Origin of the sequence: Falsiroseomonas sp. (genome assembly GCF_041690465.1) — a bacterium.
GTDB lineage: Bacteria > Pseudomonadota > Alphaproteobacteria > Acetobacterales > Acetobacteraceae > Falsiroseomonas.
In genome coordinates this window covers 50,075-65,139 of the sequence record NZ_JAWLHG010000030.1, presented here as the reverse complement: position 1 = coordinate 65,139, position 15,065 = coordinate 50,075, and the positions used below count along the sequence as shown (strand labels likewise).

At 68.6% G+C, this 15,065-nt stretch carries 11 protein-coding genes; 3 read left to right on the top strand and 8 right to left on the bottom strand.

Annotated features, from left to right (window positions below; all coding sequences use genetic code 11):
* The first annotated feature begins 127 nt into the window (after window positions 1-127).
* Window positions 128-904 carry a DUF3489 domain-containing protein gene (locus tag ACESM1_RS22370; RefSeq protein ID WP_372623427.1) on the top strand — a complete coding sequence of 259 codons (777 nt, stop codon included), beginning with the start codon at window positions 128-130 and terminating at the stop codon, window positions 902-904.
* A 165-nt stretch (window positions 905-1,069) separates the two neighbouring features.
* Here the strand turns inward: ACESM1_RS22370 and ACESM1_RS22365 are convergent, their stop codons facing one another.
* Window positions 1,070-1,291, bottom strand: coding sequence for a hypothetical protein (locus ACESM1_RS22365; protein WP_372623426.1), 222 nt, complete (start codon window positions 1,289-1,291; stop codon window positions 1,070-1,072).
* Between the two features lie 534 nt (window positions 1,292-1,825).
* Window positions 1,826-2,026 carry a cold-shock protein gene (locus tag ACESM1_RS22360; RefSeq protein ID WP_372623425.1) on the bottom strand — a complete coding sequence of 67 codons (201 nt, stop codon included), beginning with the start codon at window positions 2,024-2,026 and terminating at the stop codon, window positions 1,826-1,828.
* A gap of 78 nt (window positions 2,027-2,104) precedes the next feature.
* Between ACESM1_RS22360 and ACESM1_RS22355 the strand changes: the two genes are divergently transcribed.
* On the top strand, window positions 2,105-2,518 hold the full coding sequence (locus ACESM1_RS22355) for a hypothetical protein (protein WP_372623424.1): 414 nt from the start codon (window positions 2,105-2,107) through the stop codon (window positions 2,516-2,518).
* A 46-nt stretch (window positions 2,519-2,564) separates the two neighbouring features.
* Here the strand turns inward: ACESM1_RS22355 and ACESM1_RS22350 are convergent, their stop codons facing one another.
* The 6 genes from ACESM1_RS22350 to ACESM1_RS22325 all read right to left on the bottom strand — a co-directional run bounded on the left by ACESM1_RS22350 (window position 2,565) and on the right by ACESM1_RS22325 (window position 11,220).
* Window positions 2,565-3,344 carry a hypothetical protein gene (locus tag ACESM1_RS22350; RefSeq protein ID WP_372623423.1) on the bottom strand — a complete coding sequence of 260 codons (780 nt, stop codon included), beginning with the start codon at window positions 3,342-3,344 and terminating at the stop codon, window positions 2,565-2,567.
* Window positions 3,341-3,931: a hypothetical protein gene (locus tag ACESM1_RS22345; RefSeq protein WP_372623422.1), complete on the bottom strand. Its 591-nt coding sequence runs from the start codon at window positions 3,929-3,931 to the stop codon at window positions 3,341-3,343. Before ACESM1_RS22345 ends, ACESM1_RS22350 begins: the two co-directional genes overlap by 4 nt.
* 71 nt (window positions 3,932-4,002) lie before the next feature.
* A complete protein-coding gene (locus ACESM1_RS22340; RefSeq protein WP_372623421.1) occupies window positions 4,003-5,454 on the bottom strand; it encodes an N-6 DNA methylase in 1,452 nt (483 codons plus the stop codon).
* A complete protein-coding gene (locus ACESM1_RS22335; protein ID WP_372623420.1) occupies window positions 5,451-7,004 on the bottom strand; it encodes a restriction endonuclease subunit S in 1,554 nt (517 codons plus the stop codon). Before ACESM1_RS22335 ends, ACESM1_RS22340 begins: the two co-directional genes overlap by 4 nt.
* A gap of 2 nt (window positions 7,005-7,006) precedes the next feature.
* A complete protein-coding gene (locus ACESM1_RS22330; protein WP_372623419.1) occupies window positions 7,007-9,670 on the bottom strand; it encodes a DEAD/DEAH box helicase family protein in 2,664 nt (887 codons plus the stop codon).
* A gap of 905 nt (window positions 9,671-10,575) precedes the next feature.
* On the bottom strand, window positions 10,576-11,220 hold the full coding sequence (locus tag ACESM1_RS22325; RefSeq protein WP_372623418.1) for a chemotaxis protein CheB: 645 nt from the start codon (window positions 11,218-11,220) through the stop codon (window positions 10,576-10,578).
* Between the two features lie 337 nt (window positions 11,221-11,557).
* Here ACESM1_RS22325 and ACESM1_RS22320 point away from each other — a divergent pair, with 337 nt between their 5' ends.
* The gene (locus ACESM1_RS22320) at window positions 11,558-14,749 is read left to right on the top strand and encodes a chemotaxis protein CheB (protein ID WP_372623417.1); all 3,192 of its coding nucleotides are present in this window, start codon (window positions 11,558-11,560) and stop codon (window positions 14,747-14,749) included.
* Window positions 14,750-15,065: the final 316 nt, after the last annotated feature.

Genomic DNA, 15,065 nt, shown 5'->3' with positions numbered 1-15,065 from the left:
GCGCGGCACAGCGCGAATGCTCCGTCACGCGCTGCGCAAGCGCACCATCTGCCCCGACCGGTCCTGCCGGCGGGGCTCGGGGCGGTAGCACCCGACTGGTCGGGTGCGGAAACCGGAGACCCCGAAGATGAAGCTCACCGACACGCAGCAGCAGATCCTTACTGCCGCCGCGCAGCACCCCGAGCACCTGGCCTACCCGCCCGCGCGTCTGCCCGCCGGCGCGCGCCAGAAGGTGGCGCAGGCCCTCCTGAAGAACGACCTGGTGATCGCGGTGCATCGCCCGCCTTACGACGCCATCGCGAAATGGACGGTGGACGGCGAAGAGATGCTGCTGAAGATCACCGACGAGGGGCTCCGCGCCATGGGCCTTGAGCCGGCGGCGCCCGCGGCGGATGCCGGAACGGGCGCGGACACGGCGCCCACCGGCGGGGAGGACCCCGCGGAGGGGGATGCCCCCGCGGACAAGGCCGAGGCGGCCCAGGACGCGCCCACGCCCGCCCCGCGCGCGAGCCTGCGTGACGCCGCCGCCGCGGTGCTCGCCGCCTGGGATGACGAGGCCAACCGCGCGGCGGACATCATCGGCGCCCTCGACGGCCCGATGCAGGCCCTCCGCGCCGCCTTCGCCAGCAAGCCCGCCCGTGTTGCGCGCGAGCCCGGCGCGCCGCGCAAGCCGCGCGAGGGCACGAAGCAGGAGCAGGTGCTCGCCCTACTCCACCGCGAGGAGGGCGCCACCATTGCGCAAATCTGCGAGGCGACCGGCTGGCAGCAACACACGGTCCGCGGGTTCTTCGCCGGCCTGAAGAAGCGCCAGGGGATCACGGTCGAGGTGCTGGAGCGGGTGCGGCAGGTGGGGCCGAACAAAGAGGGTGCCCGCGGCAGCTATAGCATCTACCGCATCGCGTAGCCTGCAGGCGCGACGAGTCCCGGCGAGTCCCCCCGAGGTTGCAGGCCGGGGGGATTTGTCGGCCTAGACCCCGACCGCCCCGGGCGCGGGCATCGCTGAGGTGATCGGCTGCACGAGCACGGTGGCAAGCGGCACGAGCGGCAAGGAGACATCGGGGCGGTCGGTCTACCTGGCAGCAAAGACACCGTCGCATGCTGCGGCTCTGGGTCGCGCGCCGATGCGCCGCGGCCTGTCCTGGATCGCGGCGCGCGAGGGCACATGCACCACCTGGACGACGCGGCTCCCGAAGGCTCCGGCGCGTCCGGGGATGGTCCGCGTCTCCCGCCGGTTCACCGAGGCGGGTGTGTCGCTCTTGAAGCGCGCGAAGACGTAATCCTTGTCGTCCATGGGCGTCCGCATGTCGGGGAATCGCTGCCAGATGTCTGTCACCGGTTCCCCGAGTTGCGATTGCTCTGGGTCGCCTTGGAGACGCCGATCTGCTTGCCGTTGCCGGACCGGTCGTTTGCGTGGGCGTCCTTCGGGTTCGTCTTGCTGCCGGTTGTGCTCTTGCTGCCCTGAGGCGAACGACCTGCGGGCGGGAGGGGTGGCATGCGAGCCATGATGATATTTCTTTCTTTGTTGGTCGTGCGTGTTGAGCGCGCTTGGGAACGACAGACTAACTGTCTGGCCGAGTTGCGCCGCACATGAGTGTTCAGGCCGTGCGTCCGCTCGGACGCAGCAGATCTGAGAAGCCGGATGTTTCAGCTGCCCGCGGCAGTGGCCGTCCGGCGCGCCATGGGCGCAGCGCGTGACGCATTCTGCAGGGCCGATTCACTCTGTGAAAGCAAAGCACACCGCAGCAGGCAGTCACGGGTGGACGTGGAGGCGCCCACCCGCTTGTTCTCGCGCCGGCGGCCGTGAGGCCGCTGCAGCGCGAGGACGTCAGGCGAGGCGAAGGTTACAGGCTGACGTCTTACCCCGATCACCGCTCTGCACGTCGTAGGTGAGCTTGTCACCCTCGCGCAGCTCGGCGATGCCGGAGCGCTGCATATCGCTGATGTGGACGAACACGTCACTCGTGCCGTCCTCGGGCTGGATGAAGCCGAAGCCCTTGGTCGCGTTGAACCCCGGCGGCGCGGACATCCGGCTCCGGGTGGAGGGGCTGAGCAGCCTCGTCCACGATCTCACGGCCAACGCCATCTCTGCCTCCACGGCGGCAGCATGAGCGCGACCACGACGCACATCACAGTTCGGGTGCCGCTGGAGATCCGGCGACGACCAGGCCGGAAGACGGTGGTGACGCCGGTGGTGCAGGAGGGCGCCGCCGCCGCCGTTCGCACGCGGGCGGACCCGGCGCTGATGAAGGCACTCGCCCGTGCTTTCCGTTACCAACGGCTGCTGGACGAGGGACGCTATGCCTCGATCACCGAAATAGCGGAGGCAGAGAAGATCGACCGCGGATATCTCGGTCGCATCCTCCGCCTCGCCCTTCTCGCGCCCGACGTGGTCGAGCACGTCCTCGATGGCGCGGACATTCCCGAGCCTTTCGCCGGCCGCCTTTTGGAAGCAGTGCCCGCAGACTGGAAGCAGCAGCGCGTGATCATCGGTATGTCGCGAGATGCACAGTCCGAGTAAGCCGCCGCCCAGTGACGAACGGGGTTATCGCGCTCGTCAGCGCATCTCAGGCTGCTCTTGCTAGGCTCTCGAAAGTTGAGTCGGCAGCGTCCTCCTGCACGATCTTCGCGGCCTGCGCGACAACAGGCAGCAGATCCCCAAAGGCATCCTTCCGCCGTACCACCGCGATGCGGGCCGGTGCATTCTCCAGCAGGGCGATATCGTGGAACTTGGCGGCGGCGAAGGCGACCGAGACCGGCGCGGGAGACACGAAGTCGAACAAGGCCAGGCCACGCTCCGTCTCCACGACCGCATCCACCTGCCAGGCATGGGTGGAGGCACCGCGCACCTCCGCCTCGGGCCGAATCTGCCTGCCTGGGAACAAGCGGCTCAGCCGCGCGATCAGTCGATCGGCGGCGGTCTGGGGGCGGCGGTCAGCCGCACGCAGCATTGCCCGCTCCATGGTGCGCAGAATCGCGCTGGCGAGCGCCATTGTCGCGCCAGGAAGCTCCTCCCGGCCGAGATCGACCAGCGACAAGGCACCTTGATCTGCCGTCAGGCCTTGAAGGCTGGCCATATCCTCGGCCTGACGCCGATAGATGCGGCCGAAGCCGAGCGTTTCCGCCTCATCATGCCCCTGGCCGAGGTCAGTGATGCGGAAGCGGCCGGCGCCCTCCTGCTCGATCACCACCACCACCGACGCGCCAGAGGGCAACAGCATGGGTGTGCGGAGGTAGGCGCGTCCGCCGAAGACCTCGGCACTGGCCAGGCCACGGCTGATCTCTGCCGCGATCTCGTCCAGATCGGGCGCTGCCGGCGGCGTCGCGATTAAGCTTGTGATGGTCACCTGCCACGCCCTCCCCGTCGTGCCGTGTCCGCGAAAGGCAGAAGGTCATACTGCCACGGCGGCGGCGGCAGGTGAACAAGTGCCGGGATCTGCCAGGCCGCCGCTGCCGCGGCTGTGAAGGCGGCCCAGTCCGGCGGGTCCTGGGCGAGGGCCTCGGCCGCGGGAAGGTTCTCCGCCATCGCCGCTGCCAGCCCGCCGGCGACGCGCGCATTCAACGCCAGCGGATGGCGGTGGGTTGTCTCGATGATTCGGTGGCGGTGCGGCTTCGGCACGATCGGCTTGTTGGTATGGCGGTCATGTGGCCGCCACTCGAAGCGCTCAAAGGGCTGCGGCCGCACCGCAGCCCCTTGCCAGGTGAGCGTCAGAGACACGCTGCGATCCGGCATCGAAGCATGTGCGCGACCCATCAGGCGGGCCCGGTCTTCAGTTACCTCCCCGACATCCAGCGTGGCGGTGAAGCGGAGATAGCTGCCGTCCTCCACCCACTGAATCGGTACACTCGGCGCCTTCTCCGCGGCCAGGAAGGCCGAGAGATCGCTCAGCAGCGCCGCATCGGCAGCTTCGTCTCTGTCGGCGCCGCTGGCCATCAACGCATCCTTCGCCCGACTGTGCAGGAGCCGCGCTGCGGCGACAGCGAGGAGGTCACAACAGCACCTCCTCAGCCAAGCCGTGCCGCGACCGCGCGGAAGCGAGCCAGCGCCGTCTCCAGGTCCTCGGCGATGCTGGCCGCGATCTCGGCGGGTGGGGGCAGGCTGGCCGGGTCGGTGGCGCCTTCCTCGCGCAACCAGGTCAGGTTCAGGTCCAGCTTCTCGCGCGCGGCCAGCTCGGCGTAGCTGAAGCGCTTGAAGCGCTCGGTCTCCTGGCGCTTCGCGCGGTCGGAGAGCTTCGCGAGGCTCACGAACTCCGCCATGTCGGCGTCGCGCAGCGGGCGTTCCTTCAACGTGAAGCGCTTGTTGGTGCGGAGGTCGTAGACCCACAGCGCATCCGTCCAGGGCTCCTTGCGGCGCGGCCGGGCCTCGAAGAACAGGACGTTTGCCTTCACCCCTTGGCGGTAGAAGATGCCGGTCGGCAGGCGCAGCAGGGTGTGGCACTCGAACTCGTCGAGCAGGCGGCGGCGGATCTTCTCGCCGGCGCCGCCCTCGAACAGCACGTTGTCCGGCAGCACCACGGCGGCGACACCGTCCGCCGCCAGCACGGTCATGATGTGCTGAACGAAGTTGAGCTGCTTGTTGCCAGTGGTGACGTTGAAGTCGGGGCGCTGGTAGTCCTCGCGCTCCGTCTCCGCCTCGCCGTCGCCGGTGAAGACCTGGATGGATTGGCGGCGGCCGAAGGGCGGGTTGGTGAGGATCACGTCCCACCGCTTGCCGGGGTCGGCGAGCAGCGCGTCGGCGCGGTGGATCGGCGTGACATCGGCGCGGCCGAGGCCGTGCAGGTAGAGGTTCATCGCGGCGAGCCGCGCGACGCCGGCGACGATGTCGTAGCCGGTGAAGCCTTCTTCCCGCATGCGCCGCCCCGTCTCGCGGTCGCGCGCCTCGGGGTTCTGGCGCATGTGCTCGAAGGCGGCGAGGAGGAAGCCGGCGGTGCCGCAGGCGGGGTCGCAGATGGTCTGGTCGGGCCTGGGGTCCACCACCTCGACGCAGGCCTGGATGACGGGGCGCGGGGTGAAATACTGGCCGGCACCGGACTTGGTGTCGGAGGCGGTGCGCTCCAGCAGGCTTTCGTAGATCGCGCCCTTCACGTCCACGCCGAAGCCCGACCAGCTCTCCGCGCCGATCATGCGCACCAGGCGGTGCAGATGGGCCGGTTCCTCGATGGTGTTGCGGGCGCGGGTGTAGATGGTGCCGACCAGGCCGGGCTGACCGGCGAGCGTCTCCAGCGTCCGGGCGTAGTGCTGCGCGAGCTCCCGGCCGGAGAGCGCGGCGAGGCGCGCCCAGCGGCAGTCCTCCGGCAGCAGGGAGGGCAGGCCGTCCTCCTCCCGCTCCGCGTCGAGCTTGAGGAAGAGCAGGTAGGTGACCTGCTCCACATAGTCGCCGGAGCCGACGCCGGCGTTGTTCATCACATGGGCGAGGTTCCAGACCTTCGCGGTCAGGACGTTCTCGGTCTCGCTCATGCGGGCGTCTCGATCAGGTCGGGCTGTGTTGCGTTGCGGCGCGCCCGGGGGCGGCGTGAAGCGGCCGGCGTAGCGCGGAGGCGCGCGAGCAGGGCGGCGGCGGGCTCGTCGGCCGGGTCCTGCGGCGCGAGGCGGCCGGTGAAGGCGGCATGGAGGATGGATTGGCGGAGCGATGCCGCGAAGACGTCCGCCATAAGGGCATCGGACTCGATCCACGCCTCGCGAACCGCGAGCAAGATGGCGGCAATCTCGGCTGATGGGGGCAGCGGCACCGCGACAGACTTCAATTGATCGAAGCTGAGGTGGGGTCGGCCTGCGCCATACATCATTCGCGCGAAGGCAGCTTGGCCGCCGCGCTCAGAGTTCAGGAACAAGTCAAGGTATTCGGCTAGGTCGGCGCGGACAGGCCGCATCAGGGCGACACTCTGGCAGACGTAATGGTCCACAATATCGGCATCAACGCGACAAACATCGCCGGTGTTGGCGCCGACAATCGTCACAAGCAGATCGTCACGCTGGATGCGGGTGCGGATCCGCTCCGGATCGTCCTGCGGTGGATCGACCAGTTGGACGAAGCTGCGGTCAAAGCGCCCCGGGCGCACGTTCTGCGCCATGACGAATACCGAAGCTCCTCGGTCGTAGTAGGGAGCCCAGGCACGAGAACCGCTGGTCATCGTGACGCAGAGCTGGTCAAGGGATGCCCACGCCCACCCTTGCGGCAGAGACTCCAAATCGTCGCCCGTGACGGGTTGTGGCTGGGGGTAGCGCGCCATCCACGCCTCGCCGTCGAGACGACGACCGCGCGCCTCAGCCGCCGCTCTGTAACCTTCTGCCCACTTGATCCGTCGCTTCGCGAGCACATCGGCAAGGAGATCGTGGCCTGTCTCGTTCGTCGGGTTCGCGGCGCGCCAGTCTGCCGTGAGTGCTCCGGCGCAGGCGGCGTGGAGGAGGCTGGCGCGGAACTGCGTCAGGCCTTCGCGCGCCCGCGCCAGCGCGGCTTCGCCGGCCTCCACCTCCTCGAACAGCGCGTTCACCGCGGCGACGATGCGGGTCTGTTCTGCTTCTGGTGCGAGAGGCACGGAAAAATCATGTAGGCGCGGTTGCTCGATGCTCGCGACGGTCGTCCCGTCCTTCGAGCACGAATGGAGGATGTCGTCGTTCCTGTAGCGCAGGTAGTGCCGCAGATACTCGGCAGCGATCCCGCGAGCGGGAGTCAGCGCCCGCATGTCTTGGTTCAGGGTGACGTCCTGGTCGGCGATGGCGACAGGGAAGGTGTGCTGGAGGATTCCCGACCGAACCACACAGAGGACCGAGCCAGCAGGCACGAGCTTGGCGGCAGATTGCGCAACGGCGGCTTCGGTGATGCGCTCGGCACCTTCGCCAACCCGCGCCGCCTTCATGTCCTTGGGCGAGACCCACGGGACGGTGCCGCCTGTCCAGAAGTCGTCACGCGACTTCGAGGGGGTGCCCCCACCGGTCCAGACACCGAGGTCGCCTAGCTTCGCAATGGTCCAGCCAGGCGGCAGCCCCTCACTCGGCAGCGCATCCATTCTCACGCCACCAGCGCGTCGGTCAGGTCATCCACCAGCGCCGGCAGCCGCTCCGCGCCGAACAGCGCGCGAGCCCGCGCGGTGCCGCCGCGCGACGAAAAATCGGAGGCCTCGCGCAGATCGGCCAGCGTTAGTTCCACGTTGCTCGCCACCCAGTCCTTCATCAGCCGCAACCACTCCATCTGCGCCTCGGTGTAGTCGCGCCCAGCCTTCTTCTCGCGGCCGAGCCACAGTTCGAAATTGCGGTTCACGTCCGGCGCGAAGGGTGCCAGCACCGCGCGCGTCCCTATCGCGTAGCGCACCAACCCCAACAGGTCGGTGAGCAGCCCGGCCGGCGCGCGGGTCTGCCCCGCATGCAGGCGCCGGTAGCACGCCCACACCGCTTTGTCGTCAAGCAGCCAGGGTGGCCGCGCCATGGCCGCGCGCAGTTCCTGCAGCATGGCGTAGGTCAGGCGGCGCTGGGCGTGCGGGCGGGCGTAGAGGATGGCGAGCGCGGCGAGCTTGTCGGCTTCCTCCGCCAGGAAGCGGCCGAAGCGCTCGGTAATCTCGGTGGCGCGGTTCAGGTCGAAATCGGCGGAGAGCACGGCGTCGGCCGTAAGCTCGTCCACGATGATTTCCGTCGAGCGCTGCGCGTCCAGGATGGCGCGGCGCAGAGCGGGGTTGGCGGCGATCGGCCGGCAGGCCTCTGCGCGCAGAGCCTCGGCGGCGGCGTCCCAGGCGGCTTCGTCGTCGGGCGTCGCGGCGCCGGCCTCCCGCGCACGGGCCTCGATGCGGACGGGGTCGGCGGCGTCCACCAGGGCGCGGGCGAGGTCGGTCAGCGTCGCACCGGCCGCAACCTGGGTCAGTTCGGCGCGGGCCGGGTCGGGCAGGCGGCGTTCGAGCCGGGCCAGGCGGCCGGCCAGGGTGGCGCAGGTGTCCTCGTCGGTGTGACCGAAGGCGACGCGCTCCAGCAGGGCTTCCAGGCTGAGGGTGCGGTCGCGCTCCAGCGGCTCGGTCGGCGTCTTCACGCTCTCCGTCACGCCCACCGCGTCCACGATGATGAAGCGGTCCTTCCGCTCGGCGGAGGGCGTGGCGCGCTGCAGGTCGGTGGGCAGGATGGTGCGGGCGCCGCGGCCGCGCATCTGCTCGAAATACTGGGCGCTGCGGACGTCGCGCAGGAAGATCACGACCTCCAGCGGTTTGATGTCCGTGCCGGTGGCGACCATGTCTACGGTGGTGGCGATGCGGAACAGGTGGTCCGTCCGGAAGTCCTGGATCAGCTCCTGCCCGCTGCGGCCGGTGGCGCGGTAGGTGATCTTCTGGGCGAAGCGGGCGTCGCCCCCGAAGACCTCGCGGGCGATCTCGGTCACCGTCTCGGCGTGGCTGTCGGACTGGCAGAAGATGAGGGTCTTCGGCACCTCCTGCCGGCCTGGGAAGAGTTGGGTCGGCAGGGCGTCGCGATAGGCCTGCAACACGGTGCGAATCTGGTTCGGCACCTCCACGGAGCGGTTCAGCTGGCCGGGGGTGTAGGGCATGTCCTCGTCAAGCGCGGCGAGGCGGCGGCGGCGCGTCTCCTTGTCGCGGTGGGGGACGGTGAAGCCGGCGGGGATGGTGCCGCCGCGCTCGCCGACCTCAGTGCGGACGCGCCAGACCTCGAAGTCCACATTTACGCCGTCGGCGACGGAGCGCTCGAAGGGATACTGGCTGACCAGGTTCTGCTGGAAGAAGCCCAGAGTGTGGCGGCCGGGCGTGGCGGTTAGGCCGACCAGGAAGGCGTCGAAGTATTCCAGCACCTGACGCCAGTTGCCGTAGATGGAGCGATGGCACTCGTCGACGATGATGAGGTCGAAGGTCTCGGGCGGGATGGCGGCGTTGTAGGTGACGGGGCGCTCGGCGTCGTCGGCGGCGCGCTCGAAGCCGCCGCGCTCGTCGTCGGCGTCGTCGAAGGGCTGGCCGCGCAGGACCGAATAGAGGCGCTGCACGGTGGAGATGACGACGCTGGCCGAGGGGTCGATGGTGCCGCCCTGGAGGTGCTGGACCGTGAACTCCTCACGGAACAGCAGGCCGGCGCCGCCGGGGGCGAAGGCGTCGAACTCGCGCTTCGCCTGGGTGCCGAGGTTGGCGCGGTCCACCAGGAACAGCACCCGGCTCATGCGGACGGGCGGGGAGAGGAGGCGGTGGGTGAGGGCGCAGGCCGTGTAGGTCTTGCCGGCACCGGTGGCCATCGAGACGAGCGCACGGGGCCTGCCCTGGGCCAGCGAGGCTTCGACGCCCGCGATGGCTTCGGCCTGGCAGGGGCGTAGGCGGGTTGGGTCGAGCGGCGGCAGGGTGGCGAGGCGGGCGCGAAGGCTGCTGCTGGCCGCGAGCATGGTGCGCAGCGTCTCGGGCCGATGGGGAGCGAAGACGCGACGCGGGCGGGCCTGCGGGTCGCGCGCGTCCTGGAACAGGGTCTCGGCGCCGGAGGAGACGTAGACGAAGGGCAGAGGATCGGCCCAGGCGGGATACCTGGCCGGTGCAGCCCGTGTGTAATCGTCGCCCTGGCGCACGACGCCTGACAGGGTCGTGCCTTCGGGCTTCGCCTCCAGCACGCCGCAGGCACGGCCATCGAGAAAAAGCAGGTAGTCGGCGGGGCCGGTGGCGGTGGGGGTCTCGCGCACGGCGATGCCGGGGCCGGCGTGCAGGTTCACCTCGGCGCGGTCCTGGACGATCCAGCCCGCGGCCGCGAGGGCAGCATCAATGATTTGCCGCGCCCGTGCCTCTGGCGTTCCGTCGCGGCGACCGTGCTCCTGGCCGTCCATATCGGAAGAGTAACACAGAACCGGCAGATTCGAGGGGCTTGGGCCTCAGGCGCGCCGGATTCAGACGTCCTGGGCGTTCGCCCGGGCGAAGCAGTTGCTGAATATCAAAGCCGTGCGCTGCCGCAAAGATCAGGCGAAACAAAGGGTTGGGCCTTGTAGACTGGATCGGGCAAGTCCCAAGGTCCGGAGAGAAAAGCCCGGAGAGAGACGCGCGCCGGGGCTCGGTACCGCACCCGAAGTCCCAAGGTGCGGGCGGAAAACGTGGCGGGAGGCCGCGCTTCTGCGAGGCGACGCCGCTACGGAGAATGTGTTCTGGAAGACCGACTGGAGCAGCGGTGGCAACCGGATTCCAACCTTCTCTGGGGCTGACGGTATCTCGCCTGTCTCGATCTCAGCGGGTGCCGCGGCCGCGAGGGCTCCGCTTATTCCAGGGATCCGGGTTCTGGAGGGGCGGCGTCAGCACCCTTGATAGCTCCGTCGCAACCGCGGCAGGGTGCCGGCTCAACCTGGCGCTCGACAGCACGGGGCTGCACCTCGCGCGGCCACTTGTTACCGGATCAGAGGGCTGGCGCAAGCTGCGCCTCGCCGTCGATCCGTGGAGCGGTATCGTGCTGGCCGTGGAGCTGACCAGCTCCGACGTCCACGACAGCGTGCCGCTTCCCTGCCGCTTAGAGTTGCTGAGATGCAACGGCAACAGCCGGCCAGCGCCCGTGTGGGTACCGAGACGCGTGCCGTTGAAATCTCCGGCAGACCGGTGTGGTGCATCCAGGCCGCGGAGCCCCGGCTTAAAGATCCTACGCTCCGCCTCCTTCGCTGAATGCGGTGTGGTTTGCTTGCATGCGGTCACTCCCGTCCCGCAGCTTCGACACGACTTGACCGACGGTCGCTGCAATCTCCTCGGCTGTTCCGATGAAGCTGATCGGGCCGTCGTAGTCGATCGCATTCTGCTGCATGCCGCGCGGCTTCAGGCCGGGATCAAGCACCATTGTAAGCCCCCGCGCCTCATGAATGGCGGCAAGGCCGCGCGAGCCATCATCCAGGGAGCCGGACAACACAACGCCGATTGTCCGAGGACCCGCGTGCTGCGCGAGGGAGATGAACAGCGTGTCGATCGTCCTGTTGCGTAGCCGGTTGTCGCCACCCGGAACAAGGCCGGCGGTGTTCCGCGACACGAGCGTCAGGTGCTGATCCGGTTCGCCGATATAGCACGTGCCCGCTTCGAACCTCTCCGCCTCCTCGGCCACGACAACGGGCATTGAACAACTGCGTGCAAGTACGTCGCGCAGGGCGCTGAGCCTGTCGCTTGGCCGATGCAGAACCACCATGACGACTACCCCCGCCGCCGGCCCGAGGGCTCGAAGCAGGTCCTTGATGTCGTTCAGGCCCTCGTCGCCCGATGCTCCGAGCGCGACGAACCAGGGGGAGCCGGCGCTGTCCATGGCGGGCCTCGTTTGACTTTCGGATCAGGCTCGCACGTCATTGTCCGAGTTCGAGCCGGGACCAGGATACCCACCCTTTGGGGCATTCGCTCAGATACAACGGCGCCGATGCGTATTCGGGACGCAGCACTCGGAACCCACACGAGCGTGTGATGGTCAAGGCGCGAGTAACCGAGGGTGCCATCGTCATTTCCGGTTGTCTGTCGTTTCGTGGTAAGGGCGAAAGAAACCACAGGTGGGAGTGGCAAATCATACCGACACCACATCAAACCGCTTCGTGCGTGCCCATGCTGGAACCGCTGGCAGTCCGTCCCCAGGGCTGTTCCGGACGGTCAGCATGACCGAACGGCCCTCGCCCTTCGCTGTTGTCGGCATTGGCGCCTCCGCTGGCGGCGTCGAGGCGCTGCAGGCGCTGTTCCGCGCCATGCCCGATCCGCCGACGTCCATGGCGTTCGTCGTCGTCACCCATATCGCTTCGAACCACGAGAGCTCGTTGCCGGCGATCCTGGCTGACGCCACCGCGATGCCCGTGCTGCCCGCGCGCGACGGCGAGGCCGTTCAGCCGGGCCACGTCTATGTGCTGCAGAGCGACGCGTTGATCACCCTCGCGGCCGGTAGGCTCGTCCTCCGCAGCCAACCTCCCGGCGCCCATCGCGAGCGCCAGCCGATCGACCTGTTCTTCGCGTCGCTCGCCGCGGACCAGGGCGCCCTTGCAGTCGGCATCGTCCTGTCCGGCAGCGGCACCGATGGCACCCTCGGCCTCAAGGCCGTCAAGGAAGCCGGCGGCCTGACCCTGGCGCAGGGCGCGGACGGAACGGCGCCGCGCTATCCGGAGATGCCCGCCAGCGCCATCGCGGCAAGCGTCGTCGATCTTGTCCTGCCTGTCGAGACGATCCCGACCAGGCTTCTCGAGTTCGCCCGAGGTCTTGTCGGGCCGGACAGCGCGGTCAGCGACGCTCCGGCCGCCGAGCAGGCCGAGGGCGCGATCCACGCCCGGGAAGCGATCTGCGAGATCCTTCGTGCACGCGTGGGCCACGACTTCTCCGGCTACAAGGACAAGACCTTCTTCCGCCGGGTGCAGCGACGCATGCAGGTCCTGCGGCTGGGCAGCATCGACACCTATGTCGCGCATCTGAGGGAGGATGCGGACGAGGCAGGCCACCTGTTCCGTGACCTCCTCATCAGCGTCACCGGCTTCTTTCGCGATCAGGACGCCTTTGCCGTACTGGCTGAACGGGTCGTCCCCGTCCTCTTCAAGGATCGCGGTGCGGACGACACGGTGCGGATCTGGGTGCCCGGCTGCGCCACCGGCGAGGAAGCCTATTCGCTCGCGATCCTGCTGCTCGAGCATCTGGAGCATCGGACGGCTGCGCCGCGCGTGCAGATCTTCGCCACCGACATCGACGAAACGGCGCTCGGCGTGGCGCGCAGCGGCCGCTATCCCGCTGCCATGATGGACGGCATCTCGCCGGAGCGCCTCGGGCGCTTCTTCAGCTTCGACGGCGTTGCCTATTCTGTGGCCAAGGAGGTGCGCGAACTCTGCGTCTTCTCGTCGCACAGCGTCATCCGCGACGCGCCGTTCTCCCGCATCGACATGGTGTCCTGCCGAAACCTCCTGATCTACATGGGTGGTCAGCTGCAGGACCAGGTGATCCCGCTGTTCCACTACGCGCTGCGGCCGGGCGGCTTCCTGTTCCTCGGCGTGTCCGAGACCGTCACGCGCTACGTCGACCTGTTCACCCCTGAGGACAGGGGCCAGCGCATCTTCCGCCGTCGGCGCGGTTCCTCTTCGGTCGTTCCGCCGCAGGTCCGGACCGTGGCGCAGACGGGCGCGCGCGGCTGGTCGTCGACGCTGCCGCCCCACCAGGGACGCCTCACTGGTGCGGCGGAACTGCGCCACGAAGTGGACGCCTTCGCCGCCGCGCACTTCGCGCCACCCCATGTCGTGGTCAATGGCGATGGCGAGGTCGTCCACCAATCGGCAAACCTTGGAAAATACCTCGATCCGGCGCCAGGCCCGCCGAGCCGCCAACTGCTATCGATGCTCCATCGCGGCCTTCGGCTGGATGTCCGGTCGGCGCTGCGGGAGGCGGCCGAGACACGACGCCAGGCGCTTCGGCCGCGTGTCGAGATCGAGTTCGATGACCGCCGCTTGCTGATCGCGCTGACCGTCGCCGCGCTGCCGTCACGCCATGGGGCGGAACCGCTTTTCATGGTGGTGTTCGCCGACCATGGGCCTTCGATGCCCAGATTGGAAACGCCTGGACCGTCCAGCGCAGGGGCGCCGCGCGACGATGCCATCGAACACCTCGAGCACGAGTTGCGCGATGTCCGCGAACGCCTGCAGTCCATGTCCGAGGAGTACGAGAGCACGACCGAGGAGCTGAAGAGCGCCAACGAGGAGATGGTCTCGGTCAACGAGGAGCTGCAATCCACCAACGAGGAGCTGGAGACCTCGAAGGAGGAGCTCCAGTCGGTGAACGAGGAACTGCGGACCGCCAATCTCGAGCTCTCGGGCAAGATCGAGGAGCTTGACCTCGCCAATGCCGATCTGCGCAATCTCTTCGACAGCACGCAGATCGCGACCGTTTTCCTCGACCGGCATCTCGTGATCCGCAACTTCACGCCTGCGGTGACCGGGATCTTCGACCTCGTGCCTACCGATCGGGGTCGCCCGCTCGCGAGCTTTGCCAGCCGCCTCGACCGAGTGGATGTTCGGCAGGAGGCGCGCCGCGTGCTGGACGAGCGGCTGGTCGTCGAGCGGCGCGTCACGGCCAGCGACGGCGCCGCCCACTACCTCATGCGGATGCTGCCCTACACCACGGCGGAAGGGGCTGTGGATGGCGTCGTGGTGACCTTCTTCGACATTACCAAGGTGGTCGAGAGCGAGGCCCTCAAGACGCTTGTGGACGAGCTGAACCACCGGGTCCGCAACATGCTCCAGGTGGTATCGGCGGTGGCGACCCACACCCTGCGCCGGACAACCACCCTCAAAGAGTTCGAGACCGCCTTCCTGGGCAGGGTTCGGGCGTTGGGCCAGGCCCACGAACTGGTCTCCCTGGGTGGCTGGAGCGATGTGTCATTGTTCGACCTGATCCAGAAAGAGCTGCAGCCCTACACGTCGGGGACAGACCGGCTTGTCACGCGCGGCATGCCAGTGCGGCTGAGGCCCAGGGCGGCGCTGTCGCTGGGCATGGTCCTGCACGAGATGGCGACGAACGCGACCAAGCACGGCGCGCTCTCGGCGGAGCACGGCCGCGTCAGCATCGAGTGGTCGGAAGAGGGCTCCGGTGCAGCAGCGCACTTCGCCCTGCGCTGGACGGAGGAAGGCGGACCGGAAGTGCGCGCGCCCCCTGGCGAGCGCGGCTTCGGCTCCGAACTCATCGAGCGGATGCTGCGGCATGATCTCGCAGGCAGCATCGATGTCGACTACGCCGCGGCGGGACTGCGCGCGACAATCACACTGCCACTCGGCGTCCTGGCGGACCGCACGCTAGCGCTGGCTGAAGATGAGGCCGGCGGCGGTTGAACCAGCGCCAGCCACGGCCGGGCGGCAAGGCGCATCGCGTCAGCCACTGGATACGAACCGAGAGGTAAAACTGGCGGAGGGAGTGCGACTGGGTTCGAACCGTCGCTGCGCACTTGCCGGCCGCCCATTCGACACTCCGGCCTCAGCTCCAAACATTGTCGGCCAGTGCGACCCACACACCGGCGTTGCCGAAGCCCACGATGTCGGCTCGCCCGTCCGCGTTCACGTCCGCCAGCTGGCGCGGGTAGCTGTCGTCGCTCGACCAGCCGCCGGCCTCCGGGGCATAGCCGAAGCCCGGATGGCGCAGCTGCATCGG

Coding starts and splice junctions, on each gene's coding strand:
- ACESM1_RS22325 (WP_372623418.1), bottom strand. CDS start 11,220: ATGGACAGCGCCGGCTCCCCCTGGTTCGTCGCGCTCGGAGCATCGGGC.
- ACESM1_RS22365 (WP_372623426.1), bottom strand. CDS start 1,291: ATGGACGACAAGGATTACGTCTTCGCGCGCTTCAAGAGCGACACACCC.
- ACESM1_RS22335 (WP_372623420.1), bottom strand. CDS start 7,004: ATGGATGCGCTGCCGAGTGAGGGGCTGCCGCCTGGCTGGACCATTGCG.
- ACESM1_RS22355 (WP_372623424.1), top strand. CDS start 2,105: ATGAGCGCGACCACGACGCACATCACAGTTCGGGTGCCGCTGGAGATC.
- ACESM1_RS22360 (WP_372623425.1), bottom strand. CDS start 2,026: ATGTCCGCGCCGCCGGGGTTCAACGCGACCAAGGGCTTCGGCTTCATC.
- ACESM1_RS22345 (WP_372623422.1), bottom strand. CDS start 3,931: ATGGCCAGCGGCGCCGACAGAGACGAAGCTGCCGATGCGGCGCTGCTG.
- ACESM1_RS22340 (WP_372623421.1), bottom strand. CDS start 5,454: ATGAGCGAGACCGAGAACGTCCTGACCGCGAAGGTCTGGAACCTCGCC.
- ACESM1_RS22370 (WP_372623427.1), top strand. CDS start 128: ATGAAGCTCACCGACACGCAGCAGCAGATCCTTACTGCCGCCGCGCAG.
- ACESM1_RS22320 (WP_372623417.1), top strand. CDS start 11,558: ATGACCGAACGGCCCTCGCCCTTCGCTGTTGTCGGCATTGGCGCCTCC.